Raw genomic sequence first — 20,982 nt, forward strand, 5'->3', positions numbered from 1 at the left:
ATGACGCAGATGCACTCGCCTGTTCCCCCGGTCAGCCGCCCCGTGGCTGACCTCAGCTCAGCCCCTCTGGATGCAATACGAATTCCAGCCAAATCATTACGCCGGTACATTTATGTCATTCTGAGTGTGATCACTGCGGTAAGCGGTGTTTACATTATGTTTGATATCTTGCGCGCTAATGATCTGACTGCACTGGAAGCCGTTATTCTGGTGCTCTTTGGAATAAGTTTTACCTGGCTAAGCCTCGCATTTTGGAGCGGGCTATTTGGTTTTGTGTTGCAGATGCTGCGCATTGACCCGCTCACTTTGAAATCCACCAAGAACCTGCTGGCAGACCAATCGCCCATCACTACCCGCACAGCGGTAGTCATGCCGGTGTACAACGAGGATACCCACCGCGTTATTGCCGGGTTTGAGGCGACCTTGCGCTCGCTGGAAAAGACCGGCGAAATGGCCAATTTCGATTTCTTCCTGCTCAGTGATACCACCAATCTCACTATTGCTCAGGCCGAGCGCGATGCCTGGCAGCAATTGCAAGAGCGCTTGGGCGATTTGGGCAAGCAGGTGTTTTATCGCCGTCGCGAAAAAAATATCAGTCGCAAGGTCGGCAACCTGGCTGAATTTTGCCAGCGCTGGGGTGCCAACTACGAGCACCTGCTAGTGCTGGATGCCGACTCCATTATGACGGGTGAGTGCCTGGTGAAAATGGTGCGCGCCATGCAAGCCAACCCGCGCACTGGCCTGATCCAAACCATTCCAATTCCCGTGCGCCAAACCACGTTCTTTGGTCGCTTCGTACAATTTGCTGCCGTACTCTACAGCCCGATGCTCGCGACAGGTATTGCCTTCTGGCAAACCGATGCAGCCAACTACTGGGGCCACAACGCGATCATCCGTATGCGTGCATTTATGGATCACTGCGGGCTACCTACTTTGTCCGGCAAGGCCCCCTTTGGCGGGGATATCCTTAGTCACGATTTCGTAGAAGCCGCGTTGCTTCGCCGCGCCGGATGGGACGTATTTCTGCTGTCGGATCTGGAAGGTAGTTACGAGGAAGTACCCTGCAATATTATTGACTACGCCAAGCGCGACCGTCGTTGGGTACAAGGCAATATCCAGCATCTGGGTATTTTGGGCCTGAAGGGGCTTCACCCGATCAGCCGTATGCATTTTTTACTCGGTGCGACGGCGTATATCACTTCATTAATCTGGCTGTTAATGTTGGTACTGAGCACCGCTGACGCGGTGGTACGGGCTATTAATTCCAATGTCTATTTCACAGAAGCTTATCAGCTTTACCCCAATTGGCCGATTGCGAAAACCGAGCTTATTGTCGCGCTGATACTGTTAACCACTGTGCTATTGATGGGCCCCAAGTTTCTCGGTGTAATCGTTACTTTAGTCCATCGTCGCAAACAATTTGGCGGCGGATTTGCAATTATCAAAGGCGCCGTGGTTGAAACTATTTTCGCAGTACTGATTGCGCCAATCATGATGGTGTACCACGCGTACTTTGTAATTTCCGTATTGCTAGGTTTCAAAGTGAACTGGGACTCGCAAGACCGTGAGGGCCGTTTACTGCCTTGGGGTGAATGTATCGCGCGCACCTCTAAAATGACCACAGCTGCAATTATCTGGGGCTGGGTAACCTATCAATACGCACCCGTTTTTTTCTGGTGGTTAATTCCAGTCATCACCGGATTGATCATGGGCGCGGCGCTGGTGCGCTACTCCTCAAGTCTCGACTTGGGGCGCAGTACACGCGAACACAACATTTTGGTCTGCCCAAGCGAGGCGATTGAAGATCCAGTATTGGTACATTTGGATGCACTACTTGCTGTTGAACATCCCAAACTGGAAAACCCGGCGCCAATTCCGCCGCTACCGGCAGATAACTGGCTAGACATGCCGCATGGCGATATCGATGAATATCGCCCCATTACCCGTTAACCTCACAGCCTCCACCTAAAAATGGAGGCTTTGTTTTTTTAGGGTCTATACGTTCTACGTTTTGCTAAACACCACCACTCACGAGAAACAATAAGAATGAATAAAACATCCTGTCTGATTGTCTGCGCGCTAAGCCTATCCCTGTTCTGCACACCTGCACTCGCGGAATATGCACGCAAACCAGGTGACTACCAATTTACCCCTGATTCATTGGAACAACCCAGTGTCCCCAGCGGCACATTAAAAGGCCCCTACGAATTTCATAGCAAGATTTTTAAAAATACCGTTCGACGCTACTGGGTTTATTTACCAGCCAATTATGAAACCCTTCATCAAAAACCACTAAACCTCCTCGTGTTTCAGGACGGTCAACGCGCCACCAACCCCACCGGTTCATTGCGCGTTCCCGAAGTGCTGGATAATTTAATCCACAAAAAAAATATTCCACCGACCATTGGTTTATTTATCACCCCTGGCAATGTAAGCGAGACTTATCCCGACAATTTAGGCATGTCCAACCCCGATCATCGCGCACAGGAATACGATGCCCTCAACGATAACTACGCGCGCATGTTGCTGGAAGAATTATTGCCGCAACTGGAAAAAACCTACGCGATCAGCAGCAACCCGCAAGATCGAATTATTGGCGGCACCAGTAGTGGTGCTATTTGTGCGTTTACTGTGGCATGGCATAAGCCCGATGCGTTCCGCAATGTTATCAGCATTATCGGCAGCTACACGTCTATTGGTTATGCGCCCGCCACTGCCGAAAGCCCCATGACACCCGGCGGCGATCTCTACCCCGGTCTAATTCGCAAGTCCCCAATTCGTCCGCTAAAAATTTTTCTGCAAGACGGCAGCAACGATATCGATAACGAACACGGCAATTGGTTTTTAGCGAATCAACAAATGCTCGCTGCACTGACCTATGCCAATAAAAATGCCGACGAAAAAAATATCCCGGGTGCACGCTATGAAGTGCGGCATATTTGGGGTGATGGCGATCACTCAGATAAACATGGCGGGGTGTTATTGCCGGAAATTTTGCGCTGGATGTGGGGCACAAAGAAATAGCGTAGGTAAACGCGGCATTCGCCGCGTTTTTATTAAGTCAAAACCAAAACGAAAAATACAACCGAATCACATCCGCTTGCAAACTGTAGAGAGGCTCATCGCCAGCGGCGAATTCTTCCGGGGATACACGTGCATCGCGGAAGTCGTCGTAGTCGATATTGAAATGATCCCAGTAAAGGTTCGCCGTGCTTTTATCGAACCAGGGAATAAAACCGGGTGGAATCTTGTAGGTGACGCCCACGCCAACCGTGGTTGATGAAAACGGACTTAATTCTTTATCGCGCGCGAGAAAATTTTGCGCATCGCGGTAGGGAAATAAATCGGCATAAAACTCAGCTCCGGTTTGATCATAAATACGGTATTTCACTTCGAACAAGAAGCGTTCGCCATAGGGATGCAAGTAACGCAATTCCGCATTATCCGCCTCAACACCCCAGCTATCGGAAAAGGTACGCAACTCTGCACGAATGGAAGCGCGATAAGGTAAATAATAAATCGCACGCACACCGAAAGCGTCACTGTTGCGCGTATGCGGGTAGCGCTCCCCTTGATAGAGATAACCACCGGTGCCACTTAAATAGCGCACCGAGCGATAGGGATTATTTAAACAGCTTTCTTCGTCGGTGAGATTTAAACACTGGTCAGTCGCGCTATCAAAACTGAGCGATGCCAATAAATTTTTGGTGACAATTTGCGACGCATTGACACTGTATTTGCGCCGCTGCAAATCGCGCTGATAGGTCGGGTCAGTATTTTGCCCAACCACATCCTCACCAAAACTAACACCAAAACCCAGGGTGGTTAAATCACCAAAAAAACTTTGATCAATACCAAAACTGTAGGTTGTAGCATCGTAATCATTTTCTTTACTGCCGGTGTAACCCAATTTAATGGTGGATCGATCCAGCATGAACTGGCCACTAAAACCTGACTCTTTGCGCTCTTCGCTGTAAGGGCTGGCAGTTGCCTGTACATCGATCGAGGCACTGCTCACCATATCCACGTAATAATTGGCCGACACCGAAACAGAGGCGCCGATATTTTTGCGCACTAAAATAGAAGGCCCGTCAATTTGCGCCCCACCGCCATCGTAGCCGTGATAAAGCACATCGATACGCTCGTCTGGCAGTACGGCAGCGAAGGATGAGGTTGCCAACAACGCAGCAACGAAAACCAACCAGCGATTAATTACAGCCACAGCCACCTCCCGATGCACCATCGCCACCGCGCGCCGCTTCGCGCGCATCATAGACATGGTGCAGATAGGAATCGGCCACGGGGTCGCGCTCAAAACTCATAATTTCATCTGCAATTTTTTGCCGCTCATAGGGCTTTACCCATGGCTTGATGGAGCTACAGGCAGTGATGCTGACAAGCAGCACCAAGAGCGCAAACAGGCGAACAATCATTCTTTAATCAACTCGCGAATTTGGTCGCGGTATTTATTTTCGTCGCCGGCTTTGTAGCCACGATTGACGAAACGTACCTGACCTTTTTTGTCGATCACCACTGTGGTTGGCATTGCATCTACGTTGTACAAGCTGCTCGCTTTGCTTTCCGAGTCGAACAACACCGGGAAGGTAACGCCCAACTCTTTCAGCAGCTTTTTCGCGTCGGTATTATCTTCTTCTACATTTACGCCGTAGAGCACAAAGCCGGCACTGGAATAGCGCTGGTACATAGCATCCAGTAACGGCATTTCTTTCCGGCAGGGTCCGCACCATGACGCCCAAAAATTCAACATCACCACCTGACCGCGCTGTTCCGCCAGGCGCACATTGTCACCCTTACTGCTTGGCAAGGTGAAATCCGGTGCGGCATCCGCACTGGCAATCAATGATGCGGAAGCCAACGCACAGACTGCAAAAACCCTCAAAAAATATCTCATGCTCACACCACCATCACACTTAATAGATTAGAAAAACAATGACAATCCAAGGCGCGATTCCAGATTGGTTACGCGCTTGCTTTCACCAAATAATTCATGCTCAAAACTGTGGCCCCGCATGCTTAAATCCAACGCCAACCAATCAGTGGCATAAAAGCGCAACCCTGCCCCTATGCTGGTGGTGAAATAATCTTTTGCAGCAAAATCTGTGTTGCCGCCACCGAGCATAATGTAAAAGTGATTGTTAAACGCCCACTTGTCCGAGATATACACCTGACCGTGTAAAAAGTTGTAGCCGAGTGCAAGATTGTAGTACTGAATATCGCGCTGATCCTCGGTCAGCAACTCCACGCCACCGCTCAATAATTCATAACTGGTTTTTTCTGTTTTGCTGACCGCATACGCAGCCTCGACAAAAAAATCTTCTGTGATGTGATAGGCAAAGGTAATCCCCTGCACATCGTTAGTGCCAAAATCTTCCACACTAAGCAAACCGAAAAACGCACCCATTTCAAAATCTTCACTGTCCAGATCATCTTCTTTAATGGTGCGACGTTTGATATCCGGAGTAATAATTTGCTCCAGCTCATCATCTTCTTGTTCGTCATCTTCCTGCGCAACAGCCTGACCGGCAAAACCTATCAGGCTCGCCAGCAGGCCAATCAGAAAAAGACGTTGAAACCGAGTTTCCATTCATTAACCTCTTCGTTGGTATTGCGGCTGGTAAGTACGTAGTGGTTGACATATTCCACGCGCATAAAGAACCGGCCGGTGAGATGAACATAAGCACCCAGACTTGCTTGAAGTAGATTGTCTTCGCGATCTTCGGATTGCACCAGTGTAGAACTGGGAAACGTTTTTATTTTACCGCCACCAATGCTAAAAAACGGCGAGCCGCGCAGTTCGGGAAAAGGCTGAAACAGCAGCGCACCACCGATGATTTGACTATCGGAAAACTTTCCGGTGTTATCGGCAAAGCGCAGCTCCGCGGATAAGTTTTTGGTAAAGCGATAACCAAGGTTCAACGTCAAACTGTCGGCCCCGGCAAAATCGCCATAGGCGGCGCCCATTTCAAAGCGATTAACCAGATAATCTGCCTGTTTGCTGTCTGGAAACTCTGGTTTGCTGCCATCCAGCGCCAGAGTAAATTGCATGTCGTCGCGCTTGATCCAACCCACAATCCCGCGCCGGGTTTTAATTTTGATCCACTCGGTACGGCTTTTTAACAGGGTGATAATTTCTTCGCGCTCGACCACATGAAAAATCGGATAGCCGCGCCCGGGCCCCGAATACACATTGATAAAAGCATCGTCCACACTGACCTGTAATGGTTCATCCGCAGCAAACCAGTTAGTGAACCAGTTTTGCGCCCAGGCAGGATGACTGCACAACAAGAGGCAGCAGAAAATAATTCGGTAAAAACCCGGGCGTTTTTGTTGTTGTGATGCGCCGAAAATCGTCATTGATAATCAATCTACCGAGTCAAAAGGATTGTTGTAATACGCCGCGCGTATATCCAGCCATTCGGATAACAATTTCAATTCGCTTGCGCTTAAAAAGCCCCGGTGATCGACAGTTTCGTCCGCTGCATTGAAAGAATTAAACCGACCAAAAAATCTTGCACTGGCGCGCGCGCCACCCACCGACATGCTTGAGTCAACGCCCTCCCGGAAGGTGAGCGGGATAGGATTACCAGTGCTATCCAACACCAATAGGGTTTCCACTTGTCCCTGCGAGTTAGTGATGTCCTGTTGCACAAAAGGACAATCGGCCACGCCTTCACAGGTTGGCTTACCCTCGGTATCCAGCGTAACTACGCATTCAGGTATCGAATCTTCATCTACGTCGAATTCACACACGGGAATATTATCGGTAAGACCTGCGCCGTCTTCCGTTAACACCTGGCGGAAATCGTCAGTCAGCAATTCGTGGTAGGAGGCAATGTGATTGTTATTCACTTCCGAGGCCTGACTGGTCAACTCTAGCTGACCGGCAGGAATCTGTACAAGCGTATTGCCGTTGTTATCCACACCATCGCGACTATGGCAGCCGGTGCAGCGACGCTCAACCGCGTTAACCATGCGGCTGCGCTCCCACAGAGGCTGGATATGGGTTTCGTAATTGATAATGACGCGGCATAAGCTGTTCCAACCGTCTGGCTCCATGCAGGCTTCCGAGGTTGGCGCACTGATTTGTGCAGGATCATCCGCCAAACTGGAGTAGCGGTATTCAAAACTGGTTTCGCGGGCACGCACCGTTGGATCTGTCCATTCATCGTTAAAAACGATATCCACACTGGGCGCACGCAGGGCCACTGGCGCACAACTGGCGGCATTCCCGGGTGTCAGGCAAAACGCCGAGCGCGCGGCAAACTCAGCCATGGTTTCACCCATAGTCGGAGTTATAGGCGTACCCAGAGCATCGAAACGCAGTGTGTTGCGGAAGGCGAGCCCGCTAGTCGCCGCCCCCTGGTTTAGTGCCACTGCTTCTGCGCCGGCGCGCCCATGGGCGACATCATTCTGATTATTGTGACAGCCATTGCACTCGCGCACCTCACCCGGGCGCAATTGCAGCCAATTATTGTGTACCGGGCTGATACGGCGACCATTGGCATCCAACACCTCGATGGTAAAAGCTACATCGGCAGGCACTTTTACTTTGACCGAACCATCCGGCTCGATAGGTGCGTAACCCAGAATTTCGCGCATCACACCCCCACTGACACCAAAGGCGAACCTTTGAAAATTCAGGGTGTCGTTATCGGGCATAGACACAGCTTTAATCAGGCGCAAGAAGCGCGCTGGGCGTTGGCTAGCGGGTGCAGCCGCCATAGTCCCCAAGTCAGAGAGCGCTGGATTTGCGCCATAGCGAACAAAACTACCGTCCATATCGTAGACACTGCGGATATGCAACACGCCCACGGCCTCGCGCGCCAGGTCCGCATCCAGGGTTGAACGGAAATAGGCGGGTGGGGTGACTTTCTCCAGCGAAACCACATCAGTAAAGATATAACCGTCTTTGGCCAGCACAACTGGCTGCTGGGTTTGCGCGGCTATGTTGTAGATCCAAATCCCGTAGAAAGGAGCAGCCTCACGAATACCGGTAATTGCCATATTCGTTGCCGTACAGGGTAGTAGTTTGAGCGTTACCGGCTCTTCCAGGCGACACTGACTCCAACTCACCAGCAGCCGATTGGTGCCGTCGTAAAGCGGATAAAGGGAGGCAAAGCGACCATGTTCCGATATTTCGTTTTCACCTTCGCGAATATTCACCGGCAGTATGGAGATGCGGCTCTGGCCGACTGCATCCCCCCCGGTGACACCGGGCACAGCGCGATTAGCCTCACTGAAGTGAGCACCGTCGATCACCACCATATCACCCCCAAGCAATGCCCCGCTGGGTTTAAGGATGCCAGCAATACGGCCGTCGGGCATGGGGTTGAGATGGAACAAGCGCGGGGTACTTTGAGTGGCATCTTCCGGTTCGCCATTCAGGCTGTTGTAGCCGTAGTAGATCTGGCTATTGGTGCCGTCCGGGTTCACGGTATAGAAGCTCAGGTTGTCGTGGTTACCCATATGATCCCAGCGCGAGTAGAACACCCGACCATCCGGTAACAGCCCGGGCTGGATATCGTGACTTTGGTTGTAGGTAATCTGCTGGATGTCAGTCCCATCATCCTTCATGGTGTGCAGCACATAGGCGGGGCGATTGCGATTGTCTTCAGTGCCGGCGGAATACTGTGGCTTGCCATCGTCCAGCAATATCGCCTTGCTGCGCGATTGGCGTGTGGACGCAAACAGGATACGACCGTCAGGTAGATAACGTGGTGCGACATCCTGGCCAGCTTCAGCCACTATGTCAGTACTGATAATGCGGCGCAGCACTTTGGATTGCAGATGGTATTCCCAGATATTCCAGGTGGGTTGATCCTCATCGTCAGCATCGGGAATTTCCGGCGCGCGCATGGCAAATACCAAGCGATTGCCATCGGGGTGGACCGAGACATCTTTTACATCGTACAGCGGGCCATCAGGGTAGTCGTCGAGAGGATAGTTCTCTTTCGGAAATGCCGCCGAGGTGATATCGACTGGGGCGGCTTGCGCAGTAGCACGATCTTTAAGGATAAGTTTGGCACCGGGGTTAAACGCGTCCGGCTCGAACACATCGGGAAATACCGGATTATCATTTTCGTCGACGGGAATGGGGCGCTCCACATAGGCGATAGGCAAGTCCACCACCACCGGGTCGGGCTTTTGCCCACCATCAGCGCTACCCCCACCTCCACCACCACATCCGGCCAATAAACCCGCAGCCAAGCTGGCAGCAACCAGTGCACCGGATACCCGCGCACCTGCACTGCAGAGCGATAAAAAGTCCTTCATACGGGGTAGAAAACAACCCAATTCGCGTTTCATAAGCCACTGCCGAAAATTGTAAAATAGCGATTCGTCGAGTCTATTCAAAAGCTACGCCAATCAAACCGCAACCCGCACCAATCAGGATTTGCCCCGCAAATTTTAGTCAAGGACGCGACATCCATCTGATTCTGCGAAACGCAATGTGAACCGCGTCGCGCATTCTTTTCGTTTACCTTGGAGTTAACACCAGATCCACCTCACATGAACCAGTTCACATCTTGCCGATCCGCAACCTAAAGTGACAATTTGTGCCACATTTTCTGCAGATGACAATCCGATTAACGGCAAGTCCGAATTCACGCAAAAGCGCTAAAATTCTCACTTATAGAGTGATAAGAGACGCCTCCCGGAAGGAGAACAGAGAACTGATTCTAATTCTGGAAAGCTGCTAGCCCAAAGCCATTTTTACTGCCGTCGTTCGGCATACTCGCTGCATAACGCCCCCTAAAAAATCGAATTGAATATCCAATGTTGCCACTAACAAGGCACAAGCCGGGAGCTACCGTGATTATTCCCTCTACCCGCCTGCTAAGCAGGCTGACCCAGTATCTGCCTGTCGGATTGCTCGCACTCACACTGGCAGCAACCGATGCCAATGCCGGCTCGCGCGAACAGGCACTGCAAATCCACAACCGCGTTGCCGGAGTTCCGCCGACCGAAGCCGTGCTGCTGCAAATGGCCGCGCAAATCGACGCGGGCCAAACCGCCGAGGCGGTGAAGATCGCAATGAACAATGAGGCCTTTTACAGCGTCACGCTTAAAAACATGGCGACGCCCTGGACCAACCGCGACCAGACAGTCTTCGCTCCGCTCAATGATTATGTGGCCACCATTATTGGCCTGGTGCGCGACAACGCCGATTTCCGTACCGCGCTCTATGACGATGTAATCTACACCAGCAACGCATCCGGTCTGCCCGCCTACTCCAATGCCAACAACAGCCACTACGAAGCGATTGAAAGCCAGGGTGTGAGCCTGAAAGACACACTGGTGCGCCGCACCCAATCCAGCCTGAATGGTCTACCGGCCGATGCCACTTCCGGTGTAATCACCAGCCGCGCGGCCGCCAAGGCGTTTTTTATTGCCGGCACCAACCGCGCCATGTTTCGCTTCACCCTGCTGAACCACCTTTGCCGCGATCTGGAGCAGGTGCACGATACTTCGCTGGTGCCAGACTTTATCCGCCAGGACGTGAGCCGCAGCCCCGGGGGCGATAGCCGCGTTTTTCTCAATAACTGTATCGGCTGTCACAACGGCATGGACCCAATGGCCAAAGCCTACGCCTATTACGATTACGAATTCGATATCAACGGCGATCCGGATGGCATCAACGGCGCCATACACTACAACGGCGAAGGCACTCTCGACCCGGATACCAATTCACGGGTGGAGAAGAAATACCGCATCAACAGCTCCACGTTTAAACCTGGCTATGTCACCACCAATGACGATTGGCTCAACTACTGGCGCAAAGGCCAGAACAGCTATTTGGGCTGGGGCTGGAACTCCCCCACGCTTACTGGCAGCGGCACCGGCGCCAAATCCATGAATATGGAGCTGGCCCATTCCAAAGCCTTTGCCAGTTGTCAGGTAGAAAAAGTGTTCCAGAACGTGTGCCTGCGCAAACCGGGCGATGCCACAGACCGCGCCAAGATCGAGGAGTTTACCCAGAACTTTGCCGCCAATAACTATCAGTTGAAGCAGGTATTTATCGATACTGCCAACTACTGCAAAGGCCAATAAGGGGGATGACCATGATGACATTTACGATGATCAAATGGCCGTTGCGCCCTGGTCTGCTTCTGCTGAGCCTGGTCTTGTCCACCCTGATCGGCTGCGGCTCAGGCTCCGGCGCTAAAACCGAACCCAAGCCCAATACCAACCCCGGTAATGGCAACGGCGAAGACTTTAGCTACAAGGGCGAAAAGCCCGCCTCCACCGCCGACATTACCAAATTCCAGAACAGCTTGTGGATCAACATCGCACGCGAAAACCGCTGCGGCGGCTGCCATATTCAGGGTAAGCAAGCGCCGGAATTTGCGCGCGGCGATGACATTAACCTCGCCTATGCCGCCGTAATCGATAACGGCCTGGTGAGTCTGGGTAATCCGTCCAAATCGCGGCTGGTCACCAAGGTCGCGGCGGGTCACAACTGTTGGCTGGCCGACCCGGTTGCCTGCGGCGATATTATGACCACCTGGATCACCGCCTGGGCGGGCACCTCGGGCACCACTGCCAACAGTGTGGAGCTCACTCCACCGGCCGAGAAAGATATCAGCAGCAGCAAAACCTTTCCCGATAGCCCGAGCGGTTTCTCCACCACGGTTTACCCACTGCTAACCGAGTACTGTTCGCAATGCCACAGTGAAAGCGCACTTACCCGCCAACAACCCTATTTTGCCAGTAGCCGGGTCGAGGCCGCCTACGAGGCCGCCAAGGCACGTATGCGTCTGGACAACCCCGCTGCCTCGCGTTTTGTCCTGCGCCTTTCGGGCGATGCCCACAACTGCTGGAGTAATTGCAACCAGAACGCGGCCGAAATGCAGGCCGCGATCACCCAATTTGCCAACAGCATTACCCCGGTCACGGTCGACCCCGAGTTGGTGGTTAGTAAGGCAGTGGGCCTGGGCGATGCGTTTGTAGTCACCAGCGGTGGCCGTATCGATACCGATATCATCGCCAAATACGAATTCAAAACCGGCAAGGGCAGCATCGCCTATGACACCTCGGGTGTAGACCCGATTGCCAACCTCAACCTGATTGGCAATGTCGGCTGGAGCAGCGCCTGGGGCCTGAAATTTAAAGACACCGGCAAGGCCCAAGCCGCGACCGCCGACAGCCGTAAATTCCACGATTTGCTGCGCGCTGCGGGCGAGTATTCCATTGAAGCCTGGGTGATTCCGGATAACGTGGTGCAAGGCGATAACGACAACAACCCGGCCCGAATAGTCACCTACTCCGGCAGCGCCACCACCCGCAACTTCACCCTCGGCCAATACGAGTACAACTACAGTTTCATGAACCGCACCTCGGCCAGCGATGCTAATGGCCTGGACGAACTGGCCACTGCGGCCAACAAGGAAATCCTGCAGGCAAGCTTGCAACATGTGGTGGTGACCTTTGATCCGATTCGCGGCCGTCGCATTTATGTCAATGGCGAATTTACCGGCGATATGGACGCTGATGCCGGTGCGGTGCTGAAAGACTGGGATCCGAGCTTTGCCCTCGCAATCGGCAACGATGTGTCCAACAATCGCCCCTGGGCAGGCAGCATCCGCTTCCTGGCAATTCACAAGCGCGCCATGAGCGATGCGGATATCAAAACCAACTTCAACGTGGGCGTTGGCGCGAAATACTTGCTGCTATTTAACGTCTCGGAACTGGTGGGCACGCCGCTGAGTTTTATTGTGTTCGACGTGCAGCAGTTTGATGATTACGCCTACTTGTTCAGCTCGCCTTTCTTCACCAATCTGGGCGAACAAAAGGTAAGTAGCCCAGTAGATTTAAAAGGCCTGCGCATTGGCGTCAATGGCACTGAAGCCCATGTCGGTCAGGTCTTTGCCAACCTGAATACCAAAATCAGCGCCGCGCAAATGGTAGAAGGTCGCCAAACGCTCTCTACCCTCGGCACCATTGTGGAAATGAAACAGGGCCCGGATCAGGATCAGTTTTTCCTCACCTTCGACCAGATTGGCTCTAACACCTACAGTCGTACCGAGGTGGTAGTGCCGCCCCCGGCAACCCCGGCCGATATTCCCGGCCAGGCCCATATCGGCCTGCGCAACTTTGCTGAAATCAACGCGACACTCTCGGCCCTGACTGGCGTGAGCAAAACCCAAACGGCAGTGCGTTCTACTTACACCAAGGTGGAGCAACAGTTGCCAACCCTGACCAATATCGAAGGCTTCCTCGCGGCGCAGCAGATGGGCATCACCCAGTTGGCGGTGTCTTACTGCAATGCGCTGGTGGATGACACCAGCCTGCGCGCCAGCTACTTCAGTGGCTTTAACTTTGGCGCCGGCGCCGCTACCGCCTTTGCCGGCAGCGGGCGCAACCAGATTATCGACCCACTGATGAAAAACCTGCTGGCAGGCGATATCGCCTCCGGCGGCAAGCTGAATAACCAAGCCGACCCTGCTGCGATTCGCGCCGAGCTGAACCAGCTGATCGACCGTATGACCGCCTGCGGTAGCAGTTGTGCCAGCAACCGCACTGCCATCACCGTCAAAGCCACCTGCGCCGCCGCCATGGGCAGCGCCATTATGTTGTTGCAGTAAGGGGAACCATCATGACCAAAAAGACAACTTTGCATCCAGATGCCCCGCTGCTGCTCAACAATCACCGCCGCCCGGTCACCCGCCGCGAACTGGTTGCACAAGGCTTTCGCGCCGGTACCGCCACGGTACTCGGCGGATCGATTTTCAGCTTGTTTGCCAACCCGCGTGAGGCCGAGGCAGCACTGTCCGCTGACTTGATTGCCATGCGTAGCGCCTGCGGTATTGCCGCGCAGGGAGCGGGTAAGATTCCGTTTATTTGTTTCGATCTGGCCGGCGGCGCCAATATCGCAGGCTCTAACGTATTGATCGGCCAACGTGGCGGCCAGTTGGATTTCCTCAGTGCCGGCGGTTACAGCAAGCTTGGGTTGCCAGCGGCCATGAGCCCGGCGGCATCTACCGCTGCCAATCCATTGATCAACACCGAACTGGGTCTCGCATTCCATTCCACCAGCGCCATGCTGCGTGGCATTCTGGAGAAGGTCACCGTCGGCAACCGCGCCCTCACCAATGGCGCAGTGATTCCGGCACGTTCGGAAAACGATACCGGCAACAACCCGCACAACCCCATGTATGGCATTAACAAGGCTGGCGCCAACGGCTCGCTACTGGCGTTAATCGGCTCGCGCGCCAGCGATTCCGGTGGCAACTCCATGGCCCCGGCGATGATGATCAACCCCGAGGTGCGCCCCACCAAGGTGGACAACCCTAACGATGTAACCGGCCTGGTAGATGTGGGCGATCTGGTGAGCCTGCTGGATCAGCAGGACACAGTGGCGGTAATGGAATCCATTTACCGCATCAGCGATAAGAAACTCGGGCAGGTGAATACCGGCACCTTGAACGATGCCGTGATCAAAGACATGGTGCGCTGCGGCTATGTAAAAAGCGCGGATCTGGCCGATCGCTTCGGCAATCCCTCGGCCATAGATCCGGTCGCAGATACCGATCTGGTGGGCGCCACCGGCGTCTTCAGTCAGGCCGAATTTGATAGCGACGGCGAATTCCGTAAAACCGCCTCGGTCGCCAAGCTGGTGGTCAATGGCTATGCCGGTGCCGGCACCATCACCATGGGCGGCTACGACTATCACACCGGCGATAGATCCACCGGCGAATCGCGCGACCTGCGCGCTGGCCGCTGTATCGGCGCCTGCCTCGAATACGCCGCCAAGAAAGGCATGCCGGTGATGATTTACGTGTTCAGCGATGGCTCGGTATTCAGCAACGGCATGATCGACGACTCCGCCATGGGCGGCGGCAAAGGTGTCTGGACCGGCGACGACCAGCAGACCGGCGCCGCCTTCTTCCTCGTGTATAACCCGGCGCGGCGCGCGGTATTGGTAGGCGGCTCCGCCACCGACCCGGCCGCCATCAGCGATGTGCAGCGTATGCACCAACAGCTCGGCCAAATGCGCCCCAGCGGCGATGTGGAAACCGGCTCAGGCGTGGGCGCCGCCAACAACGTCAACTCGTTGGTAGAGACAGTTATCCTCAACTACCTCGCTCTGCATGGACAACAAAACCAATTCGGCACCCTCTTCCCCGGCAACAGCCTGGGCAACGCCGCCGCACTGGATAAAATCACCGCATTTGCCCCGATTTGTAATGGAGTGATTTCGCAACCGGTGTGATATACGGTTTGTGATCAATTAAAAACGCCGACATTTTTTGTCGGCGCTTCCTCTCACGGCCCACTAAATTAATTTAGAACCGTCACATATTGCGATTTAGTTACTGAGCCACCAGCCCCATAACAGCTAATCTCAAATAGATTAGACGCGCCAAGAGGCGATGTTGGCCAAACACCAGAAGTTCCCAATCTCACACCTGTTTTACTAAGGCAATAATCAGTATTCTGTGATGTCCAGGTTCGAACAACAGCTTCTCCCGCTTTTACGACCGTTGGCGATACACTGAAACTCATCGTCGGCGCTGGAACCACTTCAACATAGATAGACTGCTTTACCGCCCCTCCTGGACCATAACAAGAAATTTCAAAATCATTCGATGCGCTCAATGGTGTTGTTTCCCACACGCCCGAGGTTGCCAAACGCATACCAGTTTTGCTCAAACAATAATCGGCGTTAGTTGAGGACCATATTCTGGTAACCGTTTGCCCTTCAATTACTTTGCGCGGCGAAACATCAAAAGTCATTTTGGGCTTTGGAATAACTTCAACATAGATCGATTTTTTCACAGCGCCTCTTGACCCATGACATGAAATTTCGAATTCGTTTGAAGCAGTCAGTGGTGCTGTAACCCAAGCTCCGGAGGTCGCTAAACGCTGCCCGGTTTTACTTAAGCAATAATCCGTATTGCGCGAAGCCCATGTTCTGGTAATCGTTTCACCTTCAATAACCTTTCTTGAAGATACCTCAAATTCCATTGATGGCTGAAAAATTATTCCATCAACTATTGGAGAAAAACTTACTATTGAATTAATTAAAATCCCATGATTGGAGCCAGTCCCATTCGCGGAACATCCCGCATTAGTATGAACACCAACAAGCGTTCCATTTTCAGCAAGAATACCAGAACCCGAACTTCCCCCTTCTGTATCCAGATTAATATATCTCGCGTAACCGCTAGCATTCTGCCCACTATACCGTCCCGCCTCAATGACCTTTGGGCGACCATTGGGATGCTGAATAATAGTGAGCAATGAGTCCAACGCCGGAATATTCTGGCTTAATGTAGCAACACCATATCTAGCGCCAGGGTTGCCCGCCAACTCGACGATGGCATAATCAAGGCCATTATTCCTATATTCTCGCAGTGCAGTTATTGCAACGCGCTCCGGCTCGCGTAATACGCCCACGCTATTAAATTGATATCCAAAGTTAACATGCATATTCATTGCTGCGGCACTCGCATCGATGAGCACACCGTTAGCTGCCACAGGAAAATCCCAACCACTACCGTCATTTAATTGCGGATCAAAACAATGCCCTGCTGTAAGAAACAAATTATCAGCGATTAATGTTCCTGAGCACCACCGATGATCATTTACATTTCCAGGATTACTAAAGACACTCGCCAAATTATTGTTCCACTGAATTTGTCCAACTCGACTTTGATGAAGTGAAACAAAATTCACTGTAGGTCCGAGGGCACCATCATAGCGCTCAACATCCTGATAGGTTGCAGTAGGCCCGCACAATGACTCTGCAGCAACTCCCGAAAATACTGGGACTTGCGAATGCCCAACATCAGCGAGAGCGGAATTAATTGCAATCGTAAAAAAAAGTCCAAACACGATCTTATTCATCATGAATATTCCATATTAAGTTATTAACCAATGTACATTTGATATAACTAGCAACAGCGCGACAACAATAGCTCACATCAACAATCAACTTAAGACAAAAAAGTGGTTTTGACGCCATTTTTTAAAAGTTATGTCCGACATCAAATTATGCATTTATAACGTTAATCACGAAACATAAACTATGTTAACCAAGCACAACATATTAAACACATATTGCTATCGACTTCCTCACGAAAAACCTCAATACTGCACTCGTTAAACAACCAAAATATCAGGTCAAAATTTATTTAGTTCCAGCAAGGACTCTTCATGAATTACCTCTTTCGCACTCAATCTCTCCTCTTATTAATAGTTTTCAGCCCTACGGTAACAGCCAGCATCTTTTGGCAAGGCGACTTCGAAACCAAGGATTTATCGCAATGGCACACATCCATTAATCCGGCAGGATTATCGGTCATCACTGAGTGTGCTTTTGATGGGAAATATTCAGGCAAGGTGCGCTTAACGGGCGATGATTCGTTTATTTGGAAGGGTAATAAATTTTTAAATCGCAGCGAGTTTCATCACCGCAGCGCAGCGGGAAATACATACGAAGGTAAAGACACGTTTTTTGCATTCAGTTTTTATTTGCCGAATAAATTAACTGAACAAAAACATGAATTGGGGTATTGGGAATCGGATAAGAGTTGGCAACAAATGTTGCGCTTCAATATTACCGGCAGTGAATTAAGCTTTCAGGAAAGTGCAGGCAAAGAGGTGTTATGGAAATTGCCGCAAGGTGCAGCACCGGGGCAATGGCATCGCGTTGCCATGCATATCCACTGGGCCACAGACCCCCAAATTGGCTCCGCTGAAGTTTGGGTTAACGGCCAGCACATGGGGAAAAATTTCTTCAAAAACCTGCCAGCAAAAGATGCACTGATGTTTACCCAAATCGGTATCTTACGCACACAGGAGGAAACCATCGAAGAAATTTTTATCGATGGAGCGTTGGAAACTGACAACATAACGGAGCTACTTGAAAGAGATCGACACTTGATCGGAAAAAAATGCGCTAGCGCCAGGTAAATTCTGCCCGCAGCCAATATTCTCGCTCTCCAACAGGAAACGGCGTGCTCACATCGTTATAGGGCTGTGGAATTACCTGAGCTGTATTGGTCAGATTGTTGACCGCGAACGTCCAGTGCACAGTTCTAAGGCGATATTCCACGGCTAAGTTTACGCTTTTCTCAGCATCAACTTTTTGTATCTGCACCGCGCCGATTTGCGCTGAGTATTGACGAGCATATCGACTGCCAAGGTAGCGAAAATCGAAATTCGTGCTGAGATTTTCTATGGGCGTTTTCATGCTAAACCAAAGATTCGCAACGCCGCTCGCTGCCCCCATGTTTTGACCTGAGCGTTTGGGAACATCATAGGGGGGCAAGTCATCGTCGTTGGCTCTGGCGTAACTGACATTTGCTCGCATACTAATAACGTCCCCCGTGTACCAATACTGCAATTCAGCGCCTTGAGTGCGTATTTCGGGGTTATTGGTATAGCCAGGTTCATAGGAATAGATTATGGCGTCTTTAATGTTTTGATCAAACACCGAGAGCGTTAGATAGTTTTTGTCGCCCAAGGCATGACCATACTCTATTTCGCTTACGCGGGTTTTTTCAGCGTTTAACGTTTCAGTTCCAGGATGAAAAATTGGATTGCTGGTCTGCAGATCAGGCTCGCGAAACGCGGTACCGTAGAGCATCTTCATATGCCAATTTTTTTCAGCGCGAGTGAGTCCAATACGTGGCGTAAAGGCATCGCCTGAATAATCGTGACTGGAAGCGCGCGCGCCGAGCGACAGTTCATAATCACCAAACCGCTTGTCCCAATTTACATAGAGTGCGTGGTCGCGAGAAGTTAGCTCGCCGTCGGGCGGAAAATATTGTTCTGGCGGCATATCGACACTAATCGCACGAGCGGTTTCTCCGCGTTGGGAAACACCCACACTCAGGCTGGCATCATTCGCATATTCATAGAGCGTTTCGAGATCGATATTCCAAGCGCGGGCACGCACGTCATAATCGTAAACCAAATCCGGTGCCTGGGATGAAGAGCGCCAATTGGCTTCATCGCGAAGACTCAGCCGAGGCGTAAGCTGCCACTGTTCGTTAAGCACAAATTTGTGCTCAATAAAAAAATTGCTCTCGCGAAATTTAATCCGGGCACTGGGAGCAAAAATACCGTACTGCTGAATATTGTCCATGCTGTACTGAAGATGGAAAATATTTGCGCGCGTCCGACCCCATTCAATGCTTCCGGCAAAATTACCACCCTGTGTATCGCTCGAAGAAATATCAGCGGAAGTTCCTGCGGCATCAATCCAAGTACCTTCACCCCAATTTCCATCATGCAGACTGGCGGACAACGCGAACTTTCCATCACCCATTCGCTCAGCCGCATTTAGACTAACAATATTGGCCGAGGGTTGGTGAGTCACGCTGGTTTCAATTCCGCTTTGCGTGCGCGTGTAAATTCGAATAACAGCCAACTGCGCGCTGTTGCCGTACTTAACACTCCCAGGGCCACGCAACACTTCTATCCGCTCCAACTGCTCTACGGGGAAATTTGGCGGAAGTGGAAAGGTACCGTAAATCAAGTCATTTACCGGCATATCATTGACAATGTATTGGATTTTTCCCTCAAACGCCCAGTTACCGCGCACCACTAGATTAACCGCATTTTGAGTATCCATTCCCAAACTTACGCCGGGAATATGAATGAGCACATCGCGCAGCGTGCGTGCGCCCATTGCGCGCATGTCAGCTAGCTCAAACAGCGTAATGATACCGGGTTGAGCGCGCCACGACCGATTGAGGTTGCTGGCGGTATCGACAGGAACATCCATTAACTCACTTAACGACAAGTCAAATAAATCACGTGCATCCAAATTGCGCGCGGCTATTGCATGTGACGTGTTCAGAACCAAAACGCATAGCGCTAGTAAGCATCCACGCACCCGGAGAACCATCATTCAGAGTCACCTATCCTGTTGCTCGCTACGCGTTACTAAGAGCCTAGCTGACATCTCGAATATTCACTATTTTTTGAGGACTAATACGCCATTCGTTGCTAGTCTTAAAGACATCACCCAGTAATTAAGACGTTATGTCATCCATCATCCGCCTATTTTTTTTGATGATTGCAGTGCTTGCAGCGCAGTCGCAGGCAGAACAAATTGTCTGGCACAGGTCCCCATTGGATTTCGGCAATAATCGCTACGTCTACGATATTGAACTCCTGCGTCTTGCACTGGAGAAGACCCGCCCTACTTACGGTGACTATGAATTGCGGGGGCTACCTGCAACCAATTATGCGCGACTACTTCATTCGCTCATCCAGAACACCCATCCCAATTTGGTTTTGGAGATTAGTTACGACAAAAAGCTCGAACAATCACATGGCCTAACCTTTATTAACTTTCCGATCGATCTGGGCATCATTGGTTATCGAGTTTGCTTTGTTAATCCTGCTGTGAAGGAACCAATAAAACAGGCGCAAACATTGGAGGAACTCAAAAAATACACCATAGGACAAGGTGTTGGTTGGGCTGATATTGCGATTTTGCGACACAACGGTTTTAACGTGATTGAGGTAAGCTCCTATGTGAGCCTTTTTAAAATGGTTGCGGGCGGACGCTTCGATTTATTGTGTCGCGGTGCCAACGAGCTGATGGAAGAGGTTGAGCAATACAAGGAGATAGGGAAATTAACCTACGACGAGAGTTTTGTCCTGGTCTATCGTATGCCCCGTTTTTTTTATCTCAACGCCAACAATCCACTGCTCAAAAAACGCATCGAGGAAGGCCTGTTAATTGCGTACAACGATGGCTCACTGTTGGAACTTTGGCGGAAGGAAAATCAACTCAGTATCGACTTTGCCAACATGCGTAATCGCAAAGTTTTTTATTTGGACAATCCAATGATCAGAGATCTACCCAACGGCTATACCCAGTATTTTTTAGATCCACTAAATATGCCCAAACAGCCGCTCACCCATACACCACCGCCGAACAACCAATAAGGCTGTGCAACACACAAAACTCCTGGTTATAAGCACCAAACTAATAAT

The 20,982-nt window shown here is 51.3% G+C and carries 15 protein-coding genes; 7 read left to right on the forward strand and 8 right to left on the reverse strand.

Features of this window, described 5'->3' with window-relative positions; all coding sequences use genetic code 11:
- Both mdoH and D0C16_RS14055 read left to right on the forward strand, forming a co-directional pair.
- Positions 1-1,950, forward strand: coding sequence for a glucans biosynthesis glucosyltransferase MdoH (gene mdoH, locus D0C16_RS14050; protein WP_225318683.1), 1,950 nt, complete (start codon positions 1-3; stop codon positions 1,948-1,950).
- A gap of 96 nt (positions 1,951-2,046) precedes the next feature.
- On the forward strand, positions 2,047-3,024 hold the full coding sequence (locus D0C16_RS14055) for an esterase family protein (RefSeq protein ID WP_151032929.1): 978 nt from the start codon (positions 2,047-2,049) through the stop codon (positions 3,022-3,024).
- Positions 3,025-3,061: 37 nt separating this feature from the next.
- Here D0C16_RS14055 and D0C16_RS14060 read toward each other — a convergent pair whose 3' ends face one another.
- Genes D0C16_RS14060 through D0C16_RS14085 form a run of 6 tightly spaced genes read right to left on the reverse strand, consistent with a single transcriptional unit; the run spans position 3,062 to position 9,327 of the window.
- Positions 3,062-4,222, reverse strand: a complete 1,161-nt coding sequence (locus D0C16_RS14060; RefSeq protein WP_225318684.1) for a DUF3570 domain-containing protein — start codon at positions 4,220-4,222, stop codon at positions 3,062-3,064.
- Complete coding sequence (locus D0C16_RS14065; protein ID WP_151032931.1) at positions 4,209-4,433, reverse strand: DUF4266 domain-containing protein; 225 nt, start codon at positions 4,431-4,433, stop codon at positions 4,209-4,211. Before D0C16_RS14065 ends, D0C16_RS14060 begins: the two co-directional genes overlap by 14 nt.
- Positions 4,430-4,912, reverse strand: coding sequence for a TlpA disulfide reductase family protein (locus D0C16_RS14070; RefSeq protein WP_151032932.1), 483 nt, complete (start codon positions 4,910-4,912; stop codon positions 4,430-4,432). Before D0C16_RS14070 ends, D0C16_RS14065 begins: the two co-directional genes overlap by 4 nt.
- 27 nt (positions 4,913-4,939) lie before the next feature.
- Positions 4,940-5,605 (reverse strand): outer membrane beta-barrel domain-containing protein, encoded by a 666-nt coding sequence (locus tag D0C16_RS14075; protein ID WP_151032933.1) that lies wholly within the window; start codon positions 5,603-5,605, stop codon positions 4,940-4,942.
- Complete coding sequence (locus tag D0C16_RS14080) at positions 5,575-6,375, reverse strand: SH3 domain-containing protein (protein WP_151032934.1); 801 nt, start codon at positions 6,373-6,375, stop codon at positions 5,575-5,577. Before D0C16_RS14080 ends, D0C16_RS14075 begins: the two co-directional genes overlap by 31 nt.
- Positions 6,376-6,381: 6 nt before the next feature.
- Positions 6,382-9,327: a hypothetical protein gene (locus D0C16_RS14085; protein ID WP_225318685.1), complete on the reverse strand. Its 2,946-nt coding sequence runs from the start codon at positions 9,325-9,327 to the stop codon at positions 6,382-6,384.
- 507 nt (positions 9,328-9,834) lie between these two features.
- On the opposite strand from D0C16_RS14085, the gene D0C16_RS14090 reads away from it, so the two are divergent.
- Genes D0C16_RS14090 through D0C16_RS14100 form a run of 3 tightly spaced genes read left to right on the forward strand, consistent with a single transcriptional unit; the run spans position 9,835 to position 15,235 of the window.
- A complete protein-coding gene (locus D0C16_RS14090) occupies positions 9,835-11,073 on the forward strand; it encodes a hypothetical protein (protein ID WP_191968492.1) in 1,239 nt (412 codons plus the stop codon).
- A gap of 11 nt (positions 11,074-11,084) precedes the next feature.
- Positions 11,085-13,607, forward strand: a complete 2,523-nt coding sequence (locus D0C16_RS14095; RefSeq protein WP_225318686.1) for a LamG domain-containing protein — start codon at positions 11,085-11,087, stop codon at positions 13,605-13,607.
- An 11-nt stretch (positions 13,608-13,618) separates the two neighbouring features.
- The gene (locus tag D0C16_RS14100; RefSeq protein WP_151032936.1) at positions 13,619-15,235 is read left to right on the forward strand and encodes a general secretion pathway protein GspF; all 1,617 of its coding nucleotides are present in this window, start codon (positions 13,619-13,621) and stop codon (positions 15,233-15,235) included.
- Between the two features lie 68 nt (positions 15,236-15,303).
- Here the strand turns inward: D0C16_RS14100 and D0C16_RS14105 are convergent, their stop codons facing one another.
- Complete coding sequence (locus D0C16_RS14105) at positions 15,304-16,875, reverse strand: serine protease (protein WP_151032937.1); 1,572 nt, start codon at positions 16,873-16,875, stop codon at positions 15,304-15,306.
- Between the two features lie 306 nt (positions 16,876-17,181).
- Between D0C16_RS14105 and D0C16_RS14110 the strand changes: the two genes are divergently transcribed.
- The gene (locus tag D0C16_RS14110) at positions 17,182-17,940 is read left to right on the forward strand and encodes a polysaccharide lyase (protein ID WP_151032938.1); all 759 of its coding nucleotides are present in this window, start codon (positions 17,182-17,184) and stop codon (positions 17,938-17,940) included.
- Here the strand turns inward: D0C16_RS14110 and D0C16_RS14115 are convergent.
- Positions 17,927-19,885 (reverse strand): TonB-dependent siderophore receptor, encoded by a 1,959-nt coding sequence (locus tag D0C16_RS14115; RefSeq protein ID WP_151032939.1) that lies wholly within the window; start codon positions 19,883-19,885, stop codon positions 17,927-17,929. The genes D0C16_RS14110 and D0C16_RS14115 overlap by 14 nt on opposite strands.
- A gap of 134 nt (positions 19,886-20,019) precedes the next feature.
- Between D0C16_RS14115 and D0C16_RS14120 the strand changes: the two genes are divergently transcribed.
- The gene (locus D0C16_RS14120) at positions 20,020-20,934 is read left to right on the forward strand and encodes a hypothetical protein (RefSeq protein WP_151032940.1); all 915 of its coding nucleotides are present in this window, start codon (positions 20,020-20,022) and stop codon (positions 20,932-20,934) included.
- Positions 20,935-20,982: the final 48 nt, after the last annotated feature.

This window comes from Cellvibrio sp. KY-GH-1, from assembly GCF_008806975.1.
Taxonomy (GTDB): domain Bacteria; phylum Pseudomonadota; class Gammaproteobacteria; order Pseudomonadales; family Cellvibrionaceae; genus Cellvibrio.